This is a genomic window from Streptomyces sp. NPDC039465, assembly GCF_055639315.1.
This window is the reverse complement of the sequence record NZ_JBVKAP010000008.1, coordinates 132,649-150,245: the sequence shown is the minus strand read 5'-3', so window position 1 is coordinate 150,245 and position 17,597 is coordinate 132,649. Positions and strand designations below refer to the sequence as shown.

The following is a 17,597-nucleotide window of genomic DNA, read 5'->3' as shown; positions in this document are numbered from 1 at the left end:
CGGAGGGGGCGGCTCAGATCGGCTCGACCGAGTCGATGTCGAAGAAGTCGGGGAAGGGGCCCTCCGGCTCCTCGGAGGAGCCCGGCAGCGGCTGCTCGGCCCAGATGACCTTGCCCTCCGGCGTGTACCGCGTCCCCCAGCGCCGGCTGAACTGCGCCACGAGGAAGAGCCCGCGCCCGCCCTCGTCGGTGGTGGCGGCGTACCGCAGATGCGGCGAGGTGTTGCTGCCGTCGGAGACCTCGCACGTCAGGGTGCGGTCGCGCAGCAGCCGGACCCGCACCGGCGCCGAGCCGTGCCGGATCGCGTTGGTGATCAGCTCGCTGAGCATCAGCTCCGTACCGAACGCGAGCTCGGAGAGCTCCCATTCGGACAGCTTCTCCGCGACGACCGCCCGCATGGCGCCGACCGCGCTCGGCTCGAACGGCACGGCCCACTCCACCACCCGGTCGGGGCCGAGGGTCCGGGTGCGGGCCACGAGCAGCGCCACGTCGTCCCGGGGCCGTTCCGGCAGGAGGACGTCGAGGGCGGCCCGGCAGCTCTCCTGAGGGCCCCGGCCCGGCCGGCTCAGGGCCTCGCGCAGCAGCTCCAGGCCCTGGTCGATGTCGCGGGTGCGGTCCTCGATCAGCCCGTCGGTGTAGAAGACGAGCTGGCTGCCCTCGCTCAGCTCCAGCTCCACCGTCTCGAAGGGCATCCCGCCCACGCCCAGTGGCTGCCCGGCCGGGACCGGCGGGATGTCCACCGTGCCGTCGGGCTGGACCACCAGCGGCGGCGGATGCCCGGCCCGCCCCACCACACAGCGCCGCGACACCGGATCGTAGACGGCGTACAGGCAGGTCGCGCCCAGCAGACCGCCGCTGTCACCGCTCTCCGCGCCATGGTCGATGCGCTGCACGAGGTCGTCGAGGTGGGCGAGGAGTTCGTCGGGCGGCAGGTCGAGGGCGGAGAAGTTGTGCACGGCGGTCCGCAGCCGGCCCATGGTGGCGGCGGCGTGCAGACCGTGCCCGACGACATCGCCGACGACGAGCGCGACGCGGCTGCCCGGCAGCGGGATCACGTCGAACCAGTCGCCGCCCACCCCGGACTGGGCCGGCTGGTAGAAGTGCGCCACCTCCACGGCGCTCTGCTCCGGCAGCGCGCGCGGCAGCAGACTGCGCTGGAGCGTCACGGCCATCGCGTGCTCACGGGTGAAGCGGCGGGCGTTGTCGATGCTGACCGCGGCCCGCGCGGTCAGCTCCTCGGCCAGGGACAGATCGTCGTCGTCGAACGGCTCCGGCTTCTGCGAGCGCCAGAAGTTGACCACACCGAGCATGACGCCCCGGGCCTTGAGGGGGGCCGTGATCAGCGAGTGGATGCCGTAGTCGAGGATGGCCTGCGCCCGCGGCGGGTCCTGCGCGTACCACCCCGGCGCCTCGTTCAGGTCCGATACGACCTCCGCCTGGCCGGTGCCGAAGCCGCGGGCCTGCGGGGTGGACGGCAGGAAGTCGATCAGCCGCCCGCTCGGGTAGAGCGGCGAGTCGTCCCGGATGCCACTGACCGCCGAGCGCCGCAACGGCACGCTCGTACCGCTCGGCTCGTCGCCGTGCAGGACCGGCTCCGCCAGGTCGACGGTGACGAAGTCGGCGAACCGGGGCACGGCCACGGCGGCCAGCTCCTCGGCCGTACGCACCACGTCGAGGCTGGTGCCGATGCCGACCCCGGCGTCGTAGAGCAGCTTCAGCCGTCTGCGGGCCAGCTCGGCGCGGCTGCTGAGGACGCGCATCTCGGTGGAGTCGCGGATGGTGACCACGGCTCCCTCCGGCTGGCCGCGGGGCTTGGCGGGCCGCTGGTTCACCACGAGGAGGCGGTCTCCCGCGGCGAGGACCTCGTCGGTGGCCACCCGGCCGGACAGCAGCAGCTCGGCCATGCCCTGGTCGAGCGCGGAGAGCTCCCGGATGGCGCGGCCCTCGGCGTCGCGGGGGAGGGCGAGCAGCCGCCGTGCCTCGTCGTTGGCGAGGACCAGCCGGGCGTCCCCGTCGGTGATCAGCACGCCCTCGCGGACGGCGTGCAGGACGGCGTCGTGGTGCTCGTACATTCGGGTCATCTCCAGCGGCCCGAGGCCGTGGGTCTGCCGCTGCAGCCGTCGGGTGATCAGCGCGGTGCCGACGGTGGCCAGGGCGAGCCCGGCCGCGCTGACGCCGAGGATGACCGGGAGCTGCCGGTCGACCACGTCGGTGACGTTCCGCACGGTGAGCCCGGCCGAGACCAGGGCGATGACCCTGCCGTCCTCGGTCACCGGCACGACGGCCTGTATCTCCTCGCCGAGCGGCCCCCGCACGCTCTCGGTGTGCACCTGACCGGCGAGCGAGGGCTCGATCGTGCCGACGAACCGCTGGCCGATGCGGTCGGGCTGGGGATGGGTGTAGCGGATGCCGTTGGTGTCCATGACCACGATGAAGTCGACCCCGGCGCTTCTGCGGGTCTCCTCCGTCAGCGGCTGCAGGATCGCGGACGGGTCCGGGGCCCTGAGGGCCTCACGCAGTCCGATGGAGTGGGCGAAGGTCTGGGCGACGCCCACGGACCGGTTCCGGGCCTCGCGGTCGACGTCGCTGCGGCTCTGGAGCACCAGCGCGAGGACCGCTCCGGCGGCGAGCAGCACCACGACCGCCACCTGGAGGATGAACACCTGCCCGGCGACGCTGCGCGGATGCCCGGTCAGTGACCGCACCATCGCGCCTGGCACGGGTTGCGAGGATCGCCCACAGTCTTATTTGTAGCACCGAGAACCTGAGCAACAGCGGCAAAAGGTGCAGCAAATGAAAAACAGCCTCTCCTCTTGACTTGTGTCAAATAGGGAGGAAACTCGTCATTACACCAGACAACCAGAGAGAGCCGCACCCGCCGAGGGAGACGTCCCAAGGCCCGCGTGACCCTTGTCTCGGCTCTGGCCAGGCCCCCGGCAGGTCCTGCCCACGAGGGAGCCGTCAGCGACGGCTGACGACCCTCGGAGTGGAGCAGGAATGCCGGGGACTGTCGTGTCCGGGCGGCCCTGTACGCGCGGCGTCGGCGTGTCCGGACTGCCCTCTCCGGCTACGTGGCCGGTTCCATGCGTCCGGCTACGCGGCGGTCGCCTCCAGCAGCCCCTTCAGACGCTGCTCGTTCTTGGGCATTTCCTTGCGAGCCTGCGGCCGCGCGACCAGCGGGACGATGACCTTCCCGATGCCGTGCGACTCGAAGTCCAGGGCGAGGGTCAGCCGGGAGCGCGCGCCGCCCTCCAGCGGCTCGATCGTGCCCCGCACGTCTCCGCGCACCGGGCCGTCGATGCCCCTCATGTGCCAGTACCGCGGTGGGTCCAGCTCGGTGATCTGCATGGTCATGGGGAACTCCCGCTTGCCCACCCGCCGGGTCACGGCGACCTTGGAGCCCACGGCCAGCGGAGTGTCGCCCAACGGCTGGGCCGACACGGCGCTCTCCTGCCATTCGGGCAGATGGGAAGGGTCCGTCACATAGGAGAAGACCTCTTCGGGACGACGGGAGATGTCGATGGATTCCCTGATCTCTGACATCGTGCCCCCTTCAGGGCGCCCCCCTCATTGGCCTTTCGCCCAAATGATCCCACTTGGCGCCCCGCTTGGCCATGGCTGACCGGCCGCCCGCCCGACGGTCAGCCGGTGGTACGACGCCGGGCCGCGGCGAGCAGACCCACCAGCGCGACCACCATCCAGCCCGTCAGATACAGGAACGCGGCCGTCGGCGAGAACGCCGTCCACAGGACACCGGCGACGGTGGAGGCGGCCAGGTTGCCGAAGGACTGGACCGTGGCGAGCAGCCCGAACGCCGAGCCGCGCAGGTCGCGGGGGGCGAGCGCGGCCACCGCCGAGTGCTGGGCCGTCTCCACGGCCCCGATCCCCGCCCCGGCGAGGACGAACGGCACGGCGAGCACCGCCACCGCGGCCCCGGCGCCCGCGAACAGCCCGTACGCCGCGCCGAAGAGCGCCACCCCGCCCGCGAGCACCAGCACCGGCCCCCGCGCCCCCAGCCGGTCCGACAGCCGCCCCGCCGGGACGGAGGCCGCCGCCGCGGCCACGTTGTACGCCGTGTAGAGGGCGAGCGCGACCGTGGTCGCCGTCCGCGTGCCATACGCGGGCGACAGCAGCTCGGAGGCGCGCAGGATCAGCAGTGTCGCGGCCACGTTGCCGACCTCGAACGCCGCCACCGCGCCCATCAGCCGGCCCAGCTCGCCCCGCAGGACCGGCCGCACCCTGATCCGCAGCGGCACCCGGTCCCGGCGGACGGGCCGCGGCGTCCGGCGGATCGCGTAGAGGATCGCGGCGGCCGCGAGCAGGCCGGGGATCACCGACAGGCTGATGGCCCAGGTGACACCGAGCCAGGCGACCAGCCCGAGCGCGAGCAGCGGCCCGAAGATCGCGCCCAGATTGTCCATCATCCGCTCGAAGCCGTATGCCCGTCCGTACGCCTTCGCCGGCACGATGTCCGCGAGCAGTGCGTTACGGGCCGGCACCCGCAGGCCCCGGGCCGTCCATGCGGCGGCCCGCAGGACGCCGACCTGCCACACGGCCGTCGCCCCGGCCGTCGCGGCACCCAGCACGGCGGTGGCCGTGTATCCGCCGACCGCCACCTTCCGCCGCCGTGAGGGGTCGTCGGCGAGGACGCCCCCGGCGAAGCGCGCCGCGCCGGCCAGGGCGTCCGAGACGCCCTCGATCACCCCGAGCGCGGCGGCCGGCGCGCCGAGCGTCGAGGTCAGCAGGGAGGGCAGGAGCGCGGTGGGGATCTCGTGCCCGACATCGGCGAGCAGGCTGGCCGAGCCGATGCCCTTGACCCCGGGCGTCAGCCACGTCTCCCGGCCGGGGCCGCCGTCGACGCTTCCCGGCCCGCTGTCCGGCCCGCTGTCCGTTCCGCTCTCGCTCACGCTCCGGAGTCTTCCCCAGAAGGCCAGGCCCAGGACATGGGACGATCGCCCACTGCGCGCGCCCGGCGCTTGTCGGACCAGCCGGGACACCACCGGGCGCGGCCACCGGGCCGAAGGCAACAGGCCCTCCCGTAAAAGGGTTTGCGGCCGCCCGGGCGTCCCGTACAGTCGCACCGGCCGCACGGAGCACAGGAGGTGAGCCCGATGACCATGCCGTTCGCAACAGAGCCCGTCCGGGCCCACCCGGCCGTCCCCGCGTCCTGCTGACCGCTCGACAGGAGGGCCGGGCGCCCGCCCCGTTCATCCCTCCTGAACGAAGGACCCATGACGCCCACCCCTTTCCGGATCTCCGTGTCCGACGACGTCCTCGACGACCTGCGCGGCCGTCTGCGCCGCACCCTCTTCACCACCGCCTCCGACCCCGACCGCTGGACCGCCGGGACCGACCCCGGGTATCTGCGGGAGCTCGTCACCCACTGGGCCGAGTCGTTCGACTGGCGGGCGGCCGAGCGCGCCCTCAACACCCATCCGCAGTACACCGCCGAGGTCGACGGCCGGACCGTGCACTTCGTCCACATCCGGGGCGTGCGGCCCGAAGGCGCCCCGGCGCCTCTGCCGCTCGTCCTCACCCACGGTTGGCCCAGCAGCTTCGTGGAGATGCTGAAGGTGGCCGGCCCGCTCACCGACCCGGCCGCGTACGGCGGCGACCCCGCCGACGCCTTCGACGTCGTCATCCCCTCCCTGCCCGGCTTCCTGTACTCCGCGCTGCCCCGCGGCCCCTTCACCCGTAAGGCAGTGGCCCGGCTCTGGCACCGGCTGATGACCGAGACCCTCGGCTACGAGCGGTACGGCGCCTTCGGCGGGGACATCGGGGGAGGGGTCACCCAGTGGCTCGGCGCCCTGTACCCCGAGCAGGTCGCCGGAGTCCACATCACCTCGGCCGTCGTCACCGCAGACTTCTCCGAGCGGCCGCCGACCGCCGCCGAACAGGCCTATCTCGACGCGCTCGACGCCTACGACGCGGACGACCAGGGCTACAGCGAGATCATGTGCACCCGGCCCGACACCCTCGCCGCGGCCCTCGCCGACTCCCCGGCCGGACTCGCCGCCTGGATCGTCGACAAGTACCGCGCCTGGAGCGACTGCGGCGGCGATCTGGAGACCCGCTGGGACAAGGACACCGTCCTGACCGTCGCCACCCTCTACTGGGCCACCGGCACGATCGGCTCGTCGTTCCGCCAGTACTACGACTACCACCTGAACGAACGCGTCCCGCCCATCACCGTGCCCGCGGCCGTCACCCTCAGCCATGAACCCGCCTACACCGGCTACCCCCGCAGCCTCGCCGAGCGCCAGTGCACCGATCTGCGCCACTGGTCCACCCCCGGGCGCGGCGGCCACTTCATGGCCCATGAGGAACCGGACCAGGTGGCCGGTGAACTGCGGACGTTCTTCCGCCCCCTGCGGGCCGCCCGCTGACCCTCAGACCGGCAGCAGCCGCCCGATCAGCGCGCCCAGCTGCCGGGCGTTGCGGCACTCGTGCATGGTCACGAGCGCCGCGTACGCCTCGGCGGCCGAGTCTCCCGTCGGCCACAGGGAGCGCTGCTCGGGGTTGAGCCAGTGGACCTGCCGGGCCTTGTCGGCGATGTGCCGCAGGGCGGGCAGGTTCGGGTCGCGCATGTTGGTGCGGGCGTCGCCGAGGACGAAGACGGTGGTGCGCGGGCCCAGCGCGTCGGCGTACCGCTCGGTGAACTCACCGAGCGCCGCGCCGTAGTCGCTGCGCTCGTGCCACCCCGTCACCGCCGCCTGCGCGAGGATGCGCTCACCGAGCCCCTCGGGGTCGGCCGAGCCGCGCCTGAGCAGACCGGTGACCTCGTCGACGGTGTTGACGAAGGCGAACACCCGCACCTTGCTGAACTGTTCATGCACCGCCTGCACCAGCAGCATCGTGAAGTTCGCAAAGCCCGCCACCGAACCGGACACATCACACAGCAGCACCAGCTCCGGCCGCCCCGGTCGGCGCTTGCGCAGCACCGGCCGCACCGGCACCCCGCCCGTCGACAGGGAGCCGCGCAGCGTCCGTCGCAGATCGATCCGACCACGGGCGGCCCGCCTGCGCCGCGCGGCGAGCCTGGTGGCCAGCTTCCGGGCGAGCGGTTGTACGGTCCGGCGCAGCTCGGCGAGCTGATCGCGGCCCGCCACAAGGAAGTCGACCTGGTCGGCGGTCGGCCGTAGCGCCCGGCGCGCGATCAGATCCGTGCCGCGCCGCTCGGCGACCCGCCGCCGCGCCTCGGTCCGCACCCGCTCGCGGAACGCCTCGATCCGGCGCCGGATCTCGTCGTCGACGAGCCGGTCGGTGAACTCCGCCCCGGCCGCCCCGCCGGCGCCTTCCCGCACCGACGCCCGCACCCGGGCGAGCAGGGTCTCCGGCCGCAGCCGCGACAGGGTCTGGTACGAGGACCAGCCGTCGGAGCCGGGGGAGTTGCCATAGCCGCCGAGCCCGTCCACGGCCTCGCCCGCCAGCCGGTCCAGCAGCGCCCGGTCGTCGGCGGCCAGCGCCGCGGCGAGCCGCTCGCGCAGCGCGGCCGTGTCGAACTCCTGGTCCGGTGCGCGGCCCGTACCCTCCCGGACCCCTACGCCGAGCGGGAAGTACAGATCGAAGACCGGGTCGAACACCGCCCTCTGCCCCTGGTGGTGCAGAAGCGCCGCCGCCAGCCCCTCCCGCAGCCGGACCCGGTCGGCCAGTCCCAGCACGGACACCACCTGGGCCGCGTCGACCGTCTCGCCCGTACCGACCCGCACGCCGTGCGCGCGCAGCGCCCCCACGAGCCCGGTCAGCCGGTCCGGAACGCTCACACCGCGTCCAGGTCCAGGGAGCCGACCGCCTTCACGATGTCGTCCTGGTGCTTGAGGATCACGCCGAGACTGTCGCGTACGACGGTCTCGTCCAGCGTGTCGGCGCCGAGCGCGAGCAGGGTCCGCGCCCAGTCGATCGTCTCCGCGACCGACGGCACCTTCCGCAGGTCCATCGCCCGCAGCGCGCCCACCACCCGCACCACCGAACGGGCCAGCGTCTCGTCGAGACCGGGCACCTTCAGGGTGACGATCCGGCGCTCCAACTCCTCCTCGGGGAAACCGATGTGGAGGAAGAGGCAGCGGCGGCGCAGCGCCTCGGACAGTTCGCGGGTGGCGTTCGAGGTGAGGACGGTGAAGGGCCGGCGGGTCGCGGTGATCGTGCCCAGCTCCGGCACCGTGACCTGGAAGTCGCTCAGCACCTCCAGCAGCAGGCCCTCGGCCTCGACGTCAGCCTTGTCCATCTCGTCGACCAGGAGCACCGTCGGCTCGTCCCCGCGGATGGCCGTCAGCAGCGGCCGGGCCAGCAGGAACTCCTCGCTGAAGATGTCCGTACGGGTCTCGTCCCAGCTCTCGTCCCGGCCCGCCGTGATGCGCAGCAGCTGCTTGGCGTGGTTCCACTCGTACAGCGCGCGGGCCTCGTCGACGCCCTCGTAGCACTGGAGCCGCACCAGCCGGGCGGCGGCCGCCTCGGCGACGGCCTTGGCCAGCTCGGTCTTGCCGACCCCGGCCGGGCCCTCGACCAGCAGCGGCTTGCCGAGCCGGGCGGCGAGGAAGACGGTGGTGGCGACCGCAGGCGAGACGAGATAGCCGGTGGCGGCCAGTCGCTCGGTGACATCGTCCACTGACGTGAACAACAGGACCTCCAGCTCGGCGCGCACGATGGGCAGTGACCGCACTTGATCAGCTCCCGGCCCTCTCGCACAACGGGTGAGCGCTCGTTCATGTCGAACATCACGCCCCCGCCATCCGGCCCCCAGCCCGAAAGTGGCCCACACATTCAGCGGGGAATTGGTCCTGCTGAAGCCCCCATTCCGACAGTAGATTTCAGCCTGTGACGCACACCAACCGGCTGATACCGGCTCCCGGATCCCCGCGTACCCTCGCCCTCGCCCAGCTCGCCAACTCCCTGGGAGACGGCGCCTATTACGTCACCTCCGCGCTCTACTTCACCCATGTCGTCGGTCTCGACGCCACCCAAGTCGGACTGGGCCTGACCATCGCCTGGGCCATCGGCTCGGTCGTGGGGGTGCCGCTGGGCCGGATCGCCGACCGACGCGGGCCGCGCGGGGCCGCCGTCGTCCTCGCCGTCGCCACGAGCACCGCCGTCGCGTCGTTCCTCGTCATCCGCTCCTTCGTGCTGTTCCTGCTCGCCGCGACGGTGTACGCCATCGCCCAGTCCGGCCTCGCCGCGGCCCGCCAGGCCCTGCTCGCCGGACTGGTCACCCCGGCCGAACGCACCGGCCTGCTGGCCCAGTTGCAGTCGACCCTCAACGCCGGGCTCGCCGTCGGAGCCGCCCTCGGCGGCCTCGCCCTGCACCAGGGGACCCAGGGCGCCTACCTCGCCGTCTTCGCGATGGACGCCGTCAGCTTCCTCGCCTGCGCGCTGCTCCTGCTCCGGCTGCCCGCCGTGGCGCCCGCGCCGCCCGCGAAGGGCGACCGGCTCGCCGTGCTGCGCGACCGGCCGTACGCGCTGGTCACCCTCGTCAACACCGTCCTGCTGCTGCGGATGCCGCTGCTCAGCCTCGGCATCCCGCTGTGGATCACCGAGCGCACCGAGGCCCCCGCCTGGCTGGTGTCGGCGCTGTTCGTCCTCAACACCCTCGGTGTGACGTTCTTCCAGGTCCGTACGGCCCGCGGCATCACCGGGCTCGCCACGGCCGGGCGGGCCGTCCGCCGCTCCGGACAGATCATGCTCGGCGCCTGCGTGGTCTTCGCCCTCTCCGCGGCCGGCGACTCACCCTGGCTCGCCGCCACGGCCCTCGTCGCCGGTGCCGTCCTGCTGCTGGTCTCCGAGATGCTGCACTCCGCCGGTTCGTGGCAGATCGGCTTCGACCTCGCCCCCGCCGACCGGATCGGCGAGTACCAGGGCTTCTACGGGACAGGTGTCACCGTCGCCCGGACCCTCGGACCGCTGCTGCTGACCGCGCTCCTGGTCACCTGGGGCGTACCGGGCTGGCTGCTGCTCGGCGGGCTCATCCTCGGCGCGTCGTACGCCATGGGGCCGATCGCGCGCCGGGCCGCCGAGCGGGACCCGGGCGCGGACACCGGAGAGGACCGGGACGCGGGGCGGGAGCGTCAGCCGGAGGGCTTGGCGTAGTCGACGAAGCCCTGCCAGTCGAGCACCACACACGGCTCGTCGCCGACCACCCAGGCGTCGTGTCCGGGCGGGCAGACCATGGTGTCACCGGGGCCGAACTCCTCCTCGGTGCCATCGTTCATGCGGATCCTGATCCGGCCGGAGAGGCAGTAGCCCGCATGCGAGGCCTCGCAGCTCTCGGTGCCGGCGATCGGCTTCACATGCTCGGACCAGCGCCAGCCGGGTTGGAAGGTGGCCCGTCCCACCGACGCGCCTTCCATGTCGACCAGTTCGAGCTGGCCCATGCCCGCCTCGAAGGGGCGGGTCTCTTCCGGAGTGTCCAGGCTTTTCTTGATGAGACCGGGCATCGTGTCATCTCCCTCGCCGGCTGCCCAAGCGGACCTCGCCGCCGCGAGGACAGCCTTCCTTCTTCAGGCTACGCCCGGGCTCCGCGGCCCGCCGGACGGGCCGCGGAGCTCACCGCGCCAGCCACCGCAGCGCGGCCTTCGCGGTGAACTCCTCCTGGCCGCCCGGGAACAGCAGCCCCGCCGTCGCGAACGCCGCGTCGGCGACGGTCGCCGGCACATAGGGGACCGCGATGCAGCGCATGCCCGCCGCGTGCGCCGCCGCGGCCCCGGGCGGCGCGTCCTCCAGGACGACGCAGTCGGCGGGGTCCGCGCCGAGCCGCCGGGCGGCCTCCAGAAAGACGTCCGGCTCCGGCTTGCCGCGCGGCACCTCCTCGGCGGAGACCAGCGTCGAGACGTACGCGTCCAGGCCGGTGCCGGCGAGGACCGCCTCGATCGTCGCTCGCGACGAGCCGGACGCCACGGCCATCGGCACCCCTTGCGCGTGCAGCTCCTCGACGAACAGACGCATCTGCGGGAACACCTGGGTGGAGGCGCGGGCCAGCTCCAGATAGGCCCGGTTCTTCCCCGCGAGCAGCTCCTCGATCGGGGCGTCGAGACCGTACTCCCGCTTCAGCGCCAGCAGCGTCTCGCGGGTGCCGATCCCGATGAAGTCCGTATGGCGCTCCCAGCCGAAGTCCGTGACGCCATAGCCCTCCAGCAGCCGCCGCCCGGCCTCGTAGTAGTTGGGCTCACTGTCCACGAGCGTGCCGTCGAGATCGAAAATCACCGAAGTGCCAGGAGTGCTCATGGGCTCAGCATTCCAGGGAGGGGCCCGCCCACGGCACCCGCCGTCCGGCCGGTCTTACGAGGCGTGAGGTCAGGCCGTCCGCCCCGGCCCCGACGCCCGGCCGACCGCCTCGACCAGCGGCAGCAGCCGGTACGGCACCCGCTCGCGCAGCGCCATCTCCGTCCGCGTCCGCACCACCCCGGGCAGCTGGATGAGCCGCTGGATCACATCCTCGAGATGGCCGTTGTCCCTGGCCACGACCCGGGTCAGCAGATCCCCGCCACCGGTGATCGAGAACGCCTCCACGATCTCCGGCACGGCCGCCAGCGCGTCGCCGACCTCGTCCAGATGGCCCTGGGTCACCTCGATGTGGACGAAGGCGAGGACCGGATGGCCGAGCGCGGCGGGCGACAGGAACGGACCGGTGCCCGTGATCACCCCGTCCCGCTCCAGCCGGTCGATACGCGCCTGGAGCGTGCCCCTCGCGATGCCCAGGATCCGCGCGTACTCCCGCACGCTCGTGCGCGGCCTCTGCAGGAGGAGCCGGAGGATGCGGGTGTCGAGCTCATCCACCGCCATGGTCCGTTGGCCTCCTTCCGGCCGGGCTGTCACCGCCGCGACTGTACCAATGGCTCAGTGTAAGAGGAGCCAGTTGAGCCACTGGTGCCTCCGATGCTTCCATCGTCGGGTAGATGGCGCCGCGCACGCGCCGGACCGGCGAAGGAGCCGGCCCCGGACCCGCGGCGCCTTTGCCATGTTCCGAAAGACTCCGAGACCCGAAGGGTGTGCGTGTTCGGCAGTGGGGGCGGGTCGACCGCCGTGAAGGGCGCGACGAGCGTCGAGAACAGCTCCAAGAGCAGGCCCGGGAGGGGCACGAACCTGATCGGCACTGTCCGGCGGATGTTCGTCGCCCCCGACCCCGGACGCGTCCGGCTGCGCGTCTCCACCCGTGCCGTGCTGGGGGTCGCGCTCGCCGTGGCCGCCGCCGAGCTCGCCGGGCTCTCCCTGACCGCCTCCATCACCGGTGGTCTCGCCGCCCTCCTGGCACTGTTCACGGTCGCCGACCCGACGGTCCGCCGTCAGGCCGTCACCACCGCCCTGCTGCCCGCTGTCGGTTTCCCGGTCCTCGCCCTGGCCACCACTGTGCACGGGACCCCTCTCGTACGCGACTCGGCCTGGCTCGCGGTCGTCTTCTGCGGTGTGTACGCCCGCCGCTGGGGGCCGCGCGGCCACGCGCTCGGCATCTTCGCGTTCATGATGTTCTTCGTCACCCAGTTCCTGCACGCGGTCCCGGCCCAGCTGCCGGAGCTGTACGGAGCCGTGGCCCTCGCGCTCGCCGCGGCCTCCGCCGTCCGCTTCGGCGTCTGGTGCATCGAACGGCACGTGCCGCCGCCCGCAGCCCCCACCCCGCTGCCCGGCCGCGGCCTCGACCGCCCGACCACCCGGCAGGCCTTCCAGGCCACCGTGGCCTGCGCGGTCGCCCTCGCCGCCGGACAACTGCTCTCCCAGGAGCGCTGGTACTGGGCCGTCGGCACCGCCTGGTGGATCTTCGTCAACACCACGTCCCGGGGCGAGACGCTCGTGCGCGGCTTCCGCCGGGTCCTCGGCACGGTCACCGGCATCGCCGCCGGACTGCTCATCGCGGTCCCGCTGGGCGGCGCCCCCGGACCCACCGCCCTCCTGGTCGCCGTCTGCGTCTTCGGCATCTTCTACACCGCCGCCCCCTCCTACAGCTGGATGATGTTCTTCGTCACCGTGATGGCCGGGCTGCTCTACGGCCTCCTCGGCGTCCTGCACCCGGGGCTGCTCCTCCTGCGCTTCGAGGAGACCGCGGTGGGCGCCCTCGGCGCGGTGGCCGGCGTCGCGCTGATCCTGCCCGTCACCACCCACGCCGCCACCAACGCCTGGATTCAGCGCGCCCTGACCTGCGTCCACGCCTGCACGGCTGCCGCCGCCCGGCGCCTCGCGGGCGACCCCGAGGCCGACCCGGCGCCGCTCGCGGCCGAACTGGAGCTACTGCTCGGGCGCGTACGGCTCTCCCTCGCCCCGCTCGTCCACCCGCTCAGCCCGCTGCGCGCCCGCAAGGCACGGGCCCGCCAGGTCATCGCCCTGCTCGACGCCTGCGCGCGTGAGATCCGCGGCCTGGCCGCCGTGGCGGCCGACCCTGCCGCCTCGCACGATGCCCGGCTCGTCGCCGCCGCCTGGCGCGTCGAGGCCGCCGTGCAAGCCCTGGTAAGCCCCGACGAGCCGGTACGCCCCACCCCGGCCGAGGTGGCCGCCCCGCACCACCACCCCGGCGCCGAGGCGGCCCTCGGCCACCTCCAGGGCCTGGAGCGGGCGCTCGCCGACCTGGCCACCCCGCTGCGCTCCGCGCCGGGCGCCCCGCTGGTCTCCGCCTGACCTTTTGTCGCAAGCCCCCTCTTTGGTCTAGACCGCCTGCTACGGTCGGCGTGATCACGTGGACCGGCAGAGGGGGAGAGGCCATGGGCGGCACAGACGGGAAAAGGGCGGGCCTGCGGGCCTACATCGGTTCGTTCACCTCGGCCGGCGGCCGCGGGATCATCGCCGCCACCGTGGACGAGACGACCGGCGCCGTGACCCCCACCGGCGCGACGGACGCCGTCGCCGACCCCTCCTACCTCGCGCTCGACCCCTCCCGGTCCGTGCTCCACGCCGTCTCCGAGACCGAGGAGGGGGCCGTCGCGGCCTTCTCCGTCGACGGCCCGAGCCCCCGGCCGCTGGGCGAGGCGGTGGCCGTACGGGGCTCAGGCCCCACCCACCTGTGCGTCACCGCCGGGCACGTCCTGACCGCCAACTACACCTCCGGCAGCGTCACCGCCCTGCCGCTCGGCCCGGACGGCACGCCGGGGCCCGCCCGTGACGTGCTCCGGCACGAAGGCGGCGGCCCGGACCCCGACCGGCAGACCGGGCCCCACGCCCACCAGGTGCTGCCCGACCCCGCCGGCCGCTGGGTGCTCGCCGTGGACCTCGGCACCGACAGCGTGACCGTCGCCGCCCTCGACCCCGCGCGCGGCACCCTCCGGCTCCACGGCCAGGCCCGGCTGCGCCCCGGCTCGGGCCCCCGGCACCTCGCCTTCCACCCCTCCGGCGCGTACGCGTACGTCCTCAACGAACTGACGCCCACCCTCACCGTCTGCCGCTGGGACGCGCAGGCGGGCGTCCTGACGCCGCTCCACGAGGTCCCGGTCCTCCCCGAGGACACCCCGGCCCGGGCGGCGCGGTGGTACCCCTCGGAGCTCGTCGTCGCGCCCGACGGACGCTTCCTCTGGGCCGCCGTACGCGGCCACGACGGCATCGCCGTCCTCGCCCTCGACCCGGCCGGTGAGCGGCCCGCCCCGGTCGCCACCGTGGGCTGTGGCGGACGCTGGCCCCGCGACCTCGCCCTGGACCCGTCGGGCCGCCGCCTCTACGTCGCCAACGAGCACTCCGGCGACGTCACCTGGTTCGACCTCGACCCCCAGACCGGTGTACCCCGGCGAGCGGGCGCGGTCGAGGCCCCCGCGGCCTCCTGCGTGGTCCTCGGCTGACCCCCCGCCGCCACGCGTGAGGGCCCGCACCGGACATCCGGTGCGGGCCCTCACGTACGTACCGTCGAACCGCCAGGTCAGCGGACCGGGGCCCCCTGCGGCTGCGCCGGGATCCCGAGCGCGGTCGCGTACTGGGCCAGCACCAGCTTGCCGATGGCCGGGTACGCGCCCAGTGGCTCGGCGGCCTGGCAGCCGGCCTCCTTCGCGGCGTCGTCGAGCAGCCCCTCCGCCAGCTCGGGGCCGATCAGGTACGGGGCCAGCGCGAGCTGCGCCGAACCCGAACCGCGCAGCTGCTCGGCGACCGCGGTGATCGAACCCTCCTGGTCGAGCGCGGCGGCCATCACCGGCACAGCCAGGCGCGCGGCCAGCAGCATGCCCGTGATCCCGGCGGCCTGCACGGCCTCCTCGCCGCCCACCGTGGCCAGGACGATGCCGTCGGCCGCCGTGGCGACCGTGAACAGCCGGGCGCGGTCGGCGCGGGCCAGACCGGCCTCGGAGAGCCGTACGTGCACGGCCTCCGCGAGCAGCGGGTGCGGGCCGAGGACATCCGTCAGCTGGGCGGTGGCACGGCTGTCGGTCACTGCCTGGCGTATCGCCCGCACCAGCGCGCTGTCCGGGCCCGCGAGCAGCGGCACCACGACCGCGTCCGGGCCGGTGGGCTCCTCGACCTCGCGGCCGGCGGCCTGGGCGAGCTCGTAGCGCTCCACGCGCAGGGCCGCGGTCCGCGTCAGCACGGTCGCCAGCGTGGGGTACTCGTCGTCGTCGCCGTCCAGGTACCCGATGGCCGCCTCCAGGCCGGGCAGCTCGGAACGCGCGATGCTGACGACCTCTTCGGCCAGGCCGCGCACGGCCGCGGAAGGGGCGCCGGGAACGGCGAGAACGAGCGCGGGTGCGCCCTCAGGGGCCGCCGCGGGTTCAGGGCGACGGTGCCGCCCGGACTGTCGGGGTCGCGGCATTCGTACAGGCAGGCCGGAAGCGGGCCCAGTGGGGGAGCTCATGGCGCCGCATGCTACTGGTTTTGCCCCTCCGGCTGCTCGGGGAGGGGGCAGTCCCGTGCCATCTGTCCGACTTTGTCCGTTGAGTTCGCTACCGGTCAACTGCCCTGAAATGCCGGTACGTACAGCATCCGGCCGTCCTGAGGCAGCCGCAGCGACCCGGCGGCCAGGGCCGAGGCGATCCGCAGCGCACCGGTCAGCGGATCCCCCTGCGCCGACACCGGTCGGGCGTGCGGGAGTTGCCCGGCGATCTCCGCCCGGAGCGGTACGAGCAGCGGCTCGCCGAGCTTGAACAGGCCGCCGGTCAGGGCCACTTCACACTCCCCGTCCGCCGCCGCGGCGCCCGGGCACACCGTCGCGGCCGCCTCCGCGATGTGTCCGGCGGCTCGCGCCAGGACGGCCGTGGCCACCGGGTCCCCGTCCACCGCGCAGGCCGCCACCTCCGGCGCGAAGGACGCGAGGACGGCCGGCCGGTCGGAGCGTGGGTACAGCAGTCCGGGCAGCCCGTCCGCCGCTGTCCCGAACGCCGCCCCGGCCCGCGCGAGAAGCGCCGCCGAGCCGCCGCGGCGACCGTCGAACGCCCGCATCGCCGCCTCCAGGCCCGCCCGCCCGATCCAGGCGCCGCTGCCGCAGTCCCCGAGCAGATGGCCCCACCCGTCCGCCCGGCGCCACCCGGACGCGGCCGACAGGTCCGTGCCGAGGGCGATCAGGCCGGTGCCGCCCGCGACCACCGCGCCCGGCCGCTGCCCGAGCGCCCCGGCGTACGCGGTGACGGCGTCGGCGGCCAGCGCCAGGCGCCGTACCCCGAGTGTCCGCTCCAGGGCCGACGGCAGCTCGCTCCGCAGCCCGTCGCCGAGCGTCGCCATCCCGGCGGCCCCGACCGCCACCGCGACCAGCTCCGCCCCCGCCGCCGGACCACCCGGGACCGAGGCGTCCGGCCCCGCTTCCGCCGTACCGCCCACCCGGGCCAGCAGCTCCCGGGCGGCGGGCAGCAGTTGCGCCAGCAGGTGCCCGGCGTCGATGCCCGACGCGCCCGTGCGCACCGGCTCGCGGGACGACACGGTCTCCACCGGCGTGCCCGTGGCCGCGTCCGCGAGGGCGATCCGCAGCCCGGAGCCGCCGGAGTCGACCCCGAGCACCCAGCCGGACGGGGCGGCCGGTCTCACGGCAGGCGCCAGTCGACCGGCTGCGCCCCCTGACGGATCAGCAGGTCGTTGGCGCGGCTGAACGGACGCGAGCCGAAGAACCCCCGGTCCGCGGACATCGGCGAGGGGTGCGACGACTCGATCGCCGGCAGGTCCCCGAGCAGCGGGCGAAGATTGCGGGCATCACGCCCCCACAGCACGGACACCAGAGGCTTGCCGCGTGCGGCGAGCGCCTTGATGGCCTGCTCGGTCACCTCCTCCCACCCCTTGCCGCGGTGCGCGGCGGGCTTGCGCGGCGCCGTCGTGAGCGCCCTGTTGAGCAACAGCACCCCCTGCCGCGTCCACGGGGTCAGGTCGCCGTTCGACGGCCTCGGCGCGCCCAGGTCCGTGTGCATCTCCCGGAAGATGTTCTCCAGACTTCCGGGCAGCGGCCGCACCTCCGGGGCCACCGAGAAGCTGAGTCCCACCGCGTGCCCGGGGGTCGGATACGGGTCCTGGCCGACGATGAGGACCCGCACCTCGTCGAACGGCTGCTGGAACGCGCGCAGGACGTGCGCTCCGGCCGGAAGGTAGGTCCGTCCCGCCGCGATCTCCGCGCGGAGGAAGTCGCCCATGGACGCGATGCGTTCGGCCACGGGCGCGAGGGCGTCCGCCCACCCCGGCTCGACGATTTCTTTCAAGGGTCGTGCTGCCACGCCGTCACTCTACTGGCGCAGC

15 protein-coding genes are annotated in these 17,597 nt (G+C 73.9%); 4 read left to right on the top strand and 11 right to left on the bottom strand.

From position 1 onward, the window contains the following. Positions 1 to 13: 13 nt before the first annotated feature. From ACZ7LT_RS25840 to ACZ7LT_RS25830, 3 genes are all read right to left on the bottom strand, one after another. Positions 14 to 2,707 carry a SpoIIE family protein phosphatase gene (locus tag ACZ7LT_RS25840; RefSeq protein ID WP_471238650.1) on the bottom strand — a complete coding sequence of 898 codons (2,694 nt, stop codon included), beginning with the start codon at positions 2,705 to 2,707 and terminating at the stop codon, positions 14 to 16. A gap of 385 nt (positions 2,708 to 3,092) precedes the next feature. Next, positions 3,093 to 3,542, bottom strand: coding sequence for an SRPBCC family protein (locus ACZ7LT_RS25835; RefSeq protein ID WP_471238473.1), 450 nt, complete (start codon positions 3,540 to 3,542; stop codon positions 3,093 to 3,095). Between the two features lie 98 nt (positions 3,543 to 3,640). Further along, positions 3,641 to 4,906, bottom strand: coding sequence for an MFS transporter (locus tag ACZ7LT_RS25830; protein WP_471238472.1), 1,266 nt, complete (start codon positions 4,904 to 4,906; stop codon positions 3,641 to 3,643). Between the two features lie 324 nt (positions 4,907 to 5,230). Between ACZ7LT_RS25830 and ACZ7LT_RS25825 the strand changes: the two genes are divergently transcribed. Then, positions 5,231 to 6,385 carry an epoxide hydrolase family protein gene (locus ACZ7LT_RS25825; RefSeq protein ID WP_471238471.1) on the top strand — a complete coding sequence of 385 codons (1,155 nt, stop codon included), beginning with the start codon at positions 5,231 to 5,233 and terminating at the stop codon, positions 6,383 to 6,385. Between the two features lie 3 nt (positions 6,386 to 6,388). Here ACZ7LT_RS25825 and ACZ7LT_RS25820 read toward each other — a convergent pair whose 3' ends face one another. Continuing rightward, positions 6,389 to 7,762 (bottom strand): vWA domain-containing protein, encoded by a 1,374-nt coding sequence (locus ACZ7LT_RS25820; protein WP_471238470.1) that lies wholly within the window; start codon positions 7,760 to 7,762, stop codon positions 6,389 to 6,391. After that, the gene (locus ACZ7LT_RS25815) at positions 7,759 to 8,616 is read right to left on the bottom strand and encodes an AAA family ATPase (protein ID WP_471238649.1); all 858 of its coding nucleotides are present in this window, start codon (positions 8,614 to 8,616) and stop codon (positions 7,759 to 7,761) included. The genes ACZ7LT_RS25820 and ACZ7LT_RS25815 overlap by 4 nt, the downstream gene beginning before the upstream one ends. Before the next feature lie 197 nt (positions 8,617 to 8,813). Between ACZ7LT_RS25815 and ACZ7LT_RS25810 the strand changes: the two genes are divergently transcribed. Next, positions 8,814 to 10,079, top strand: coding sequence for an MFS transporter (locus tag ACZ7LT_RS25810; RefSeq protein WP_471238469.1), 1,266 nt, complete (start codon positions 8,814 to 8,816; stop codon positions 10,077 to 10,079). Here the strand turns inward: ACZ7LT_RS25810 and ACZ7LT_RS25805 are convergent. The 3 genes from ACZ7LT_RS25805 to ACZ7LT_RS25795 all read right to left on the bottom strand — a co-directional run bounded on the left by ACZ7LT_RS25805 (position 10,058) and on the right by ACZ7LT_RS25795 (position 11,771). Beyond that, a complete protein-coding gene (locus ACZ7LT_RS25805; RefSeq protein ID WP_471238468.1) occupies positions 10,058 to 10,426 on the bottom strand; it encodes a cupin domain-containing protein in 369 nt (122 codons plus the stop codon). The two genes, ACZ7LT_RS25810 and ACZ7LT_RS25805, sit on opposite strands and share 22 nt — an antisense overlap. Before the next feature lie 109 nt (positions 10,427 to 10,535). Beyond that, positions 10,536 to 11,213 carry an HAD family hydrolase gene (locus tag ACZ7LT_RS25800; RefSeq protein WP_471238467.1) on the bottom strand — a complete coding sequence of 226 codons (678 nt, stop codon included), beginning with the start codon at positions 11,211 to 11,213 and terminating at the stop codon, positions 10,536 to 10,538. 69 nt (positions 11,214 to 11,282) lie between these two features. Continuing rightward, positions 11,283 to 11,771, bottom strand: coding sequence for an Lrp/AsnC family transcriptional regulator (locus ACZ7LT_RS25795; protein ID WP_471238466.1), 489 nt, complete (start codon positions 11,769 to 11,771; stop codon positions 11,283 to 11,285). Positions 11,772 to 12,092: 321 nt separating this feature from the next. Between ACZ7LT_RS25795 and ACZ7LT_RS25790 the strand changes: the two genes are divergently transcribed. Then, positions 12,093 to 13,592: an FUSC family protein gene (locus ACZ7LT_RS25790; RefSeq protein ID WP_471238648.1), complete on the top strand. Its 1,500-nt coding sequence runs from the start codon at positions 12,093 to 12,095 to the stop codon at positions 13,590 to 13,592. An 83-nt stretch (positions 13,593 to 13,675) separates the two neighbouring features. Then, positions 13,676 to 14,740, top strand: coding sequence for a lactonase family protein (locus ACZ7LT_RS25785; protein ID WP_471238465.1), 1,065 nt, complete (start codon positions 13,676 to 13,678; stop codon positions 14,738 to 14,740). Positions 14,741 to 14,817: 77 nt separating this feature from the next. Here ACZ7LT_RS25785 and ACZ7LT_RS25780 read toward each other — a convergent pair whose 3' ends face one another. From ACZ7LT_RS25780 to ACZ7LT_RS25770, 3 genes are all read right to left on the bottom strand, one after another. Then, the gene (locus ACZ7LT_RS25780; protein WP_471238464.1) at positions 14,818 to 15,738 is read right to left on the bottom strand and encodes a sirohydrochlorin chelatase; all 921 of its coding nucleotides are present in this window, start codon (positions 15,736 to 15,738) and stop codon (positions 14,818 to 14,820) included. A 95-nt stretch (positions 15,739 to 15,833) separates the two neighbouring features. Next, the gene (locus ACZ7LT_RS25775; protein ID WP_471238463.1) at positions 15,834 to 16,901 is read right to left on the bottom strand and encodes an N-acetylglucosamine kinase; all 1,068 of its coding nucleotides are present in this window, start codon (positions 16,899 to 16,901) and stop codon (positions 15,834 to 15,836) included. Beyond that, positions 16,898 to 17,575, bottom strand: a complete 678-nt coding sequence (locus ACZ7LT_RS25770) for a uracil-DNA glycosylase (protein WP_471238462.1) — start codon at positions 17,573 to 17,575, stop codon at positions 16,898 to 16,900. Before ACZ7LT_RS25770 ends, ACZ7LT_RS25775 begins: the two co-directional genes overlap by 4 nt. Positions 17,576 to 17,597 lie beyond the last annotated feature (22 nt).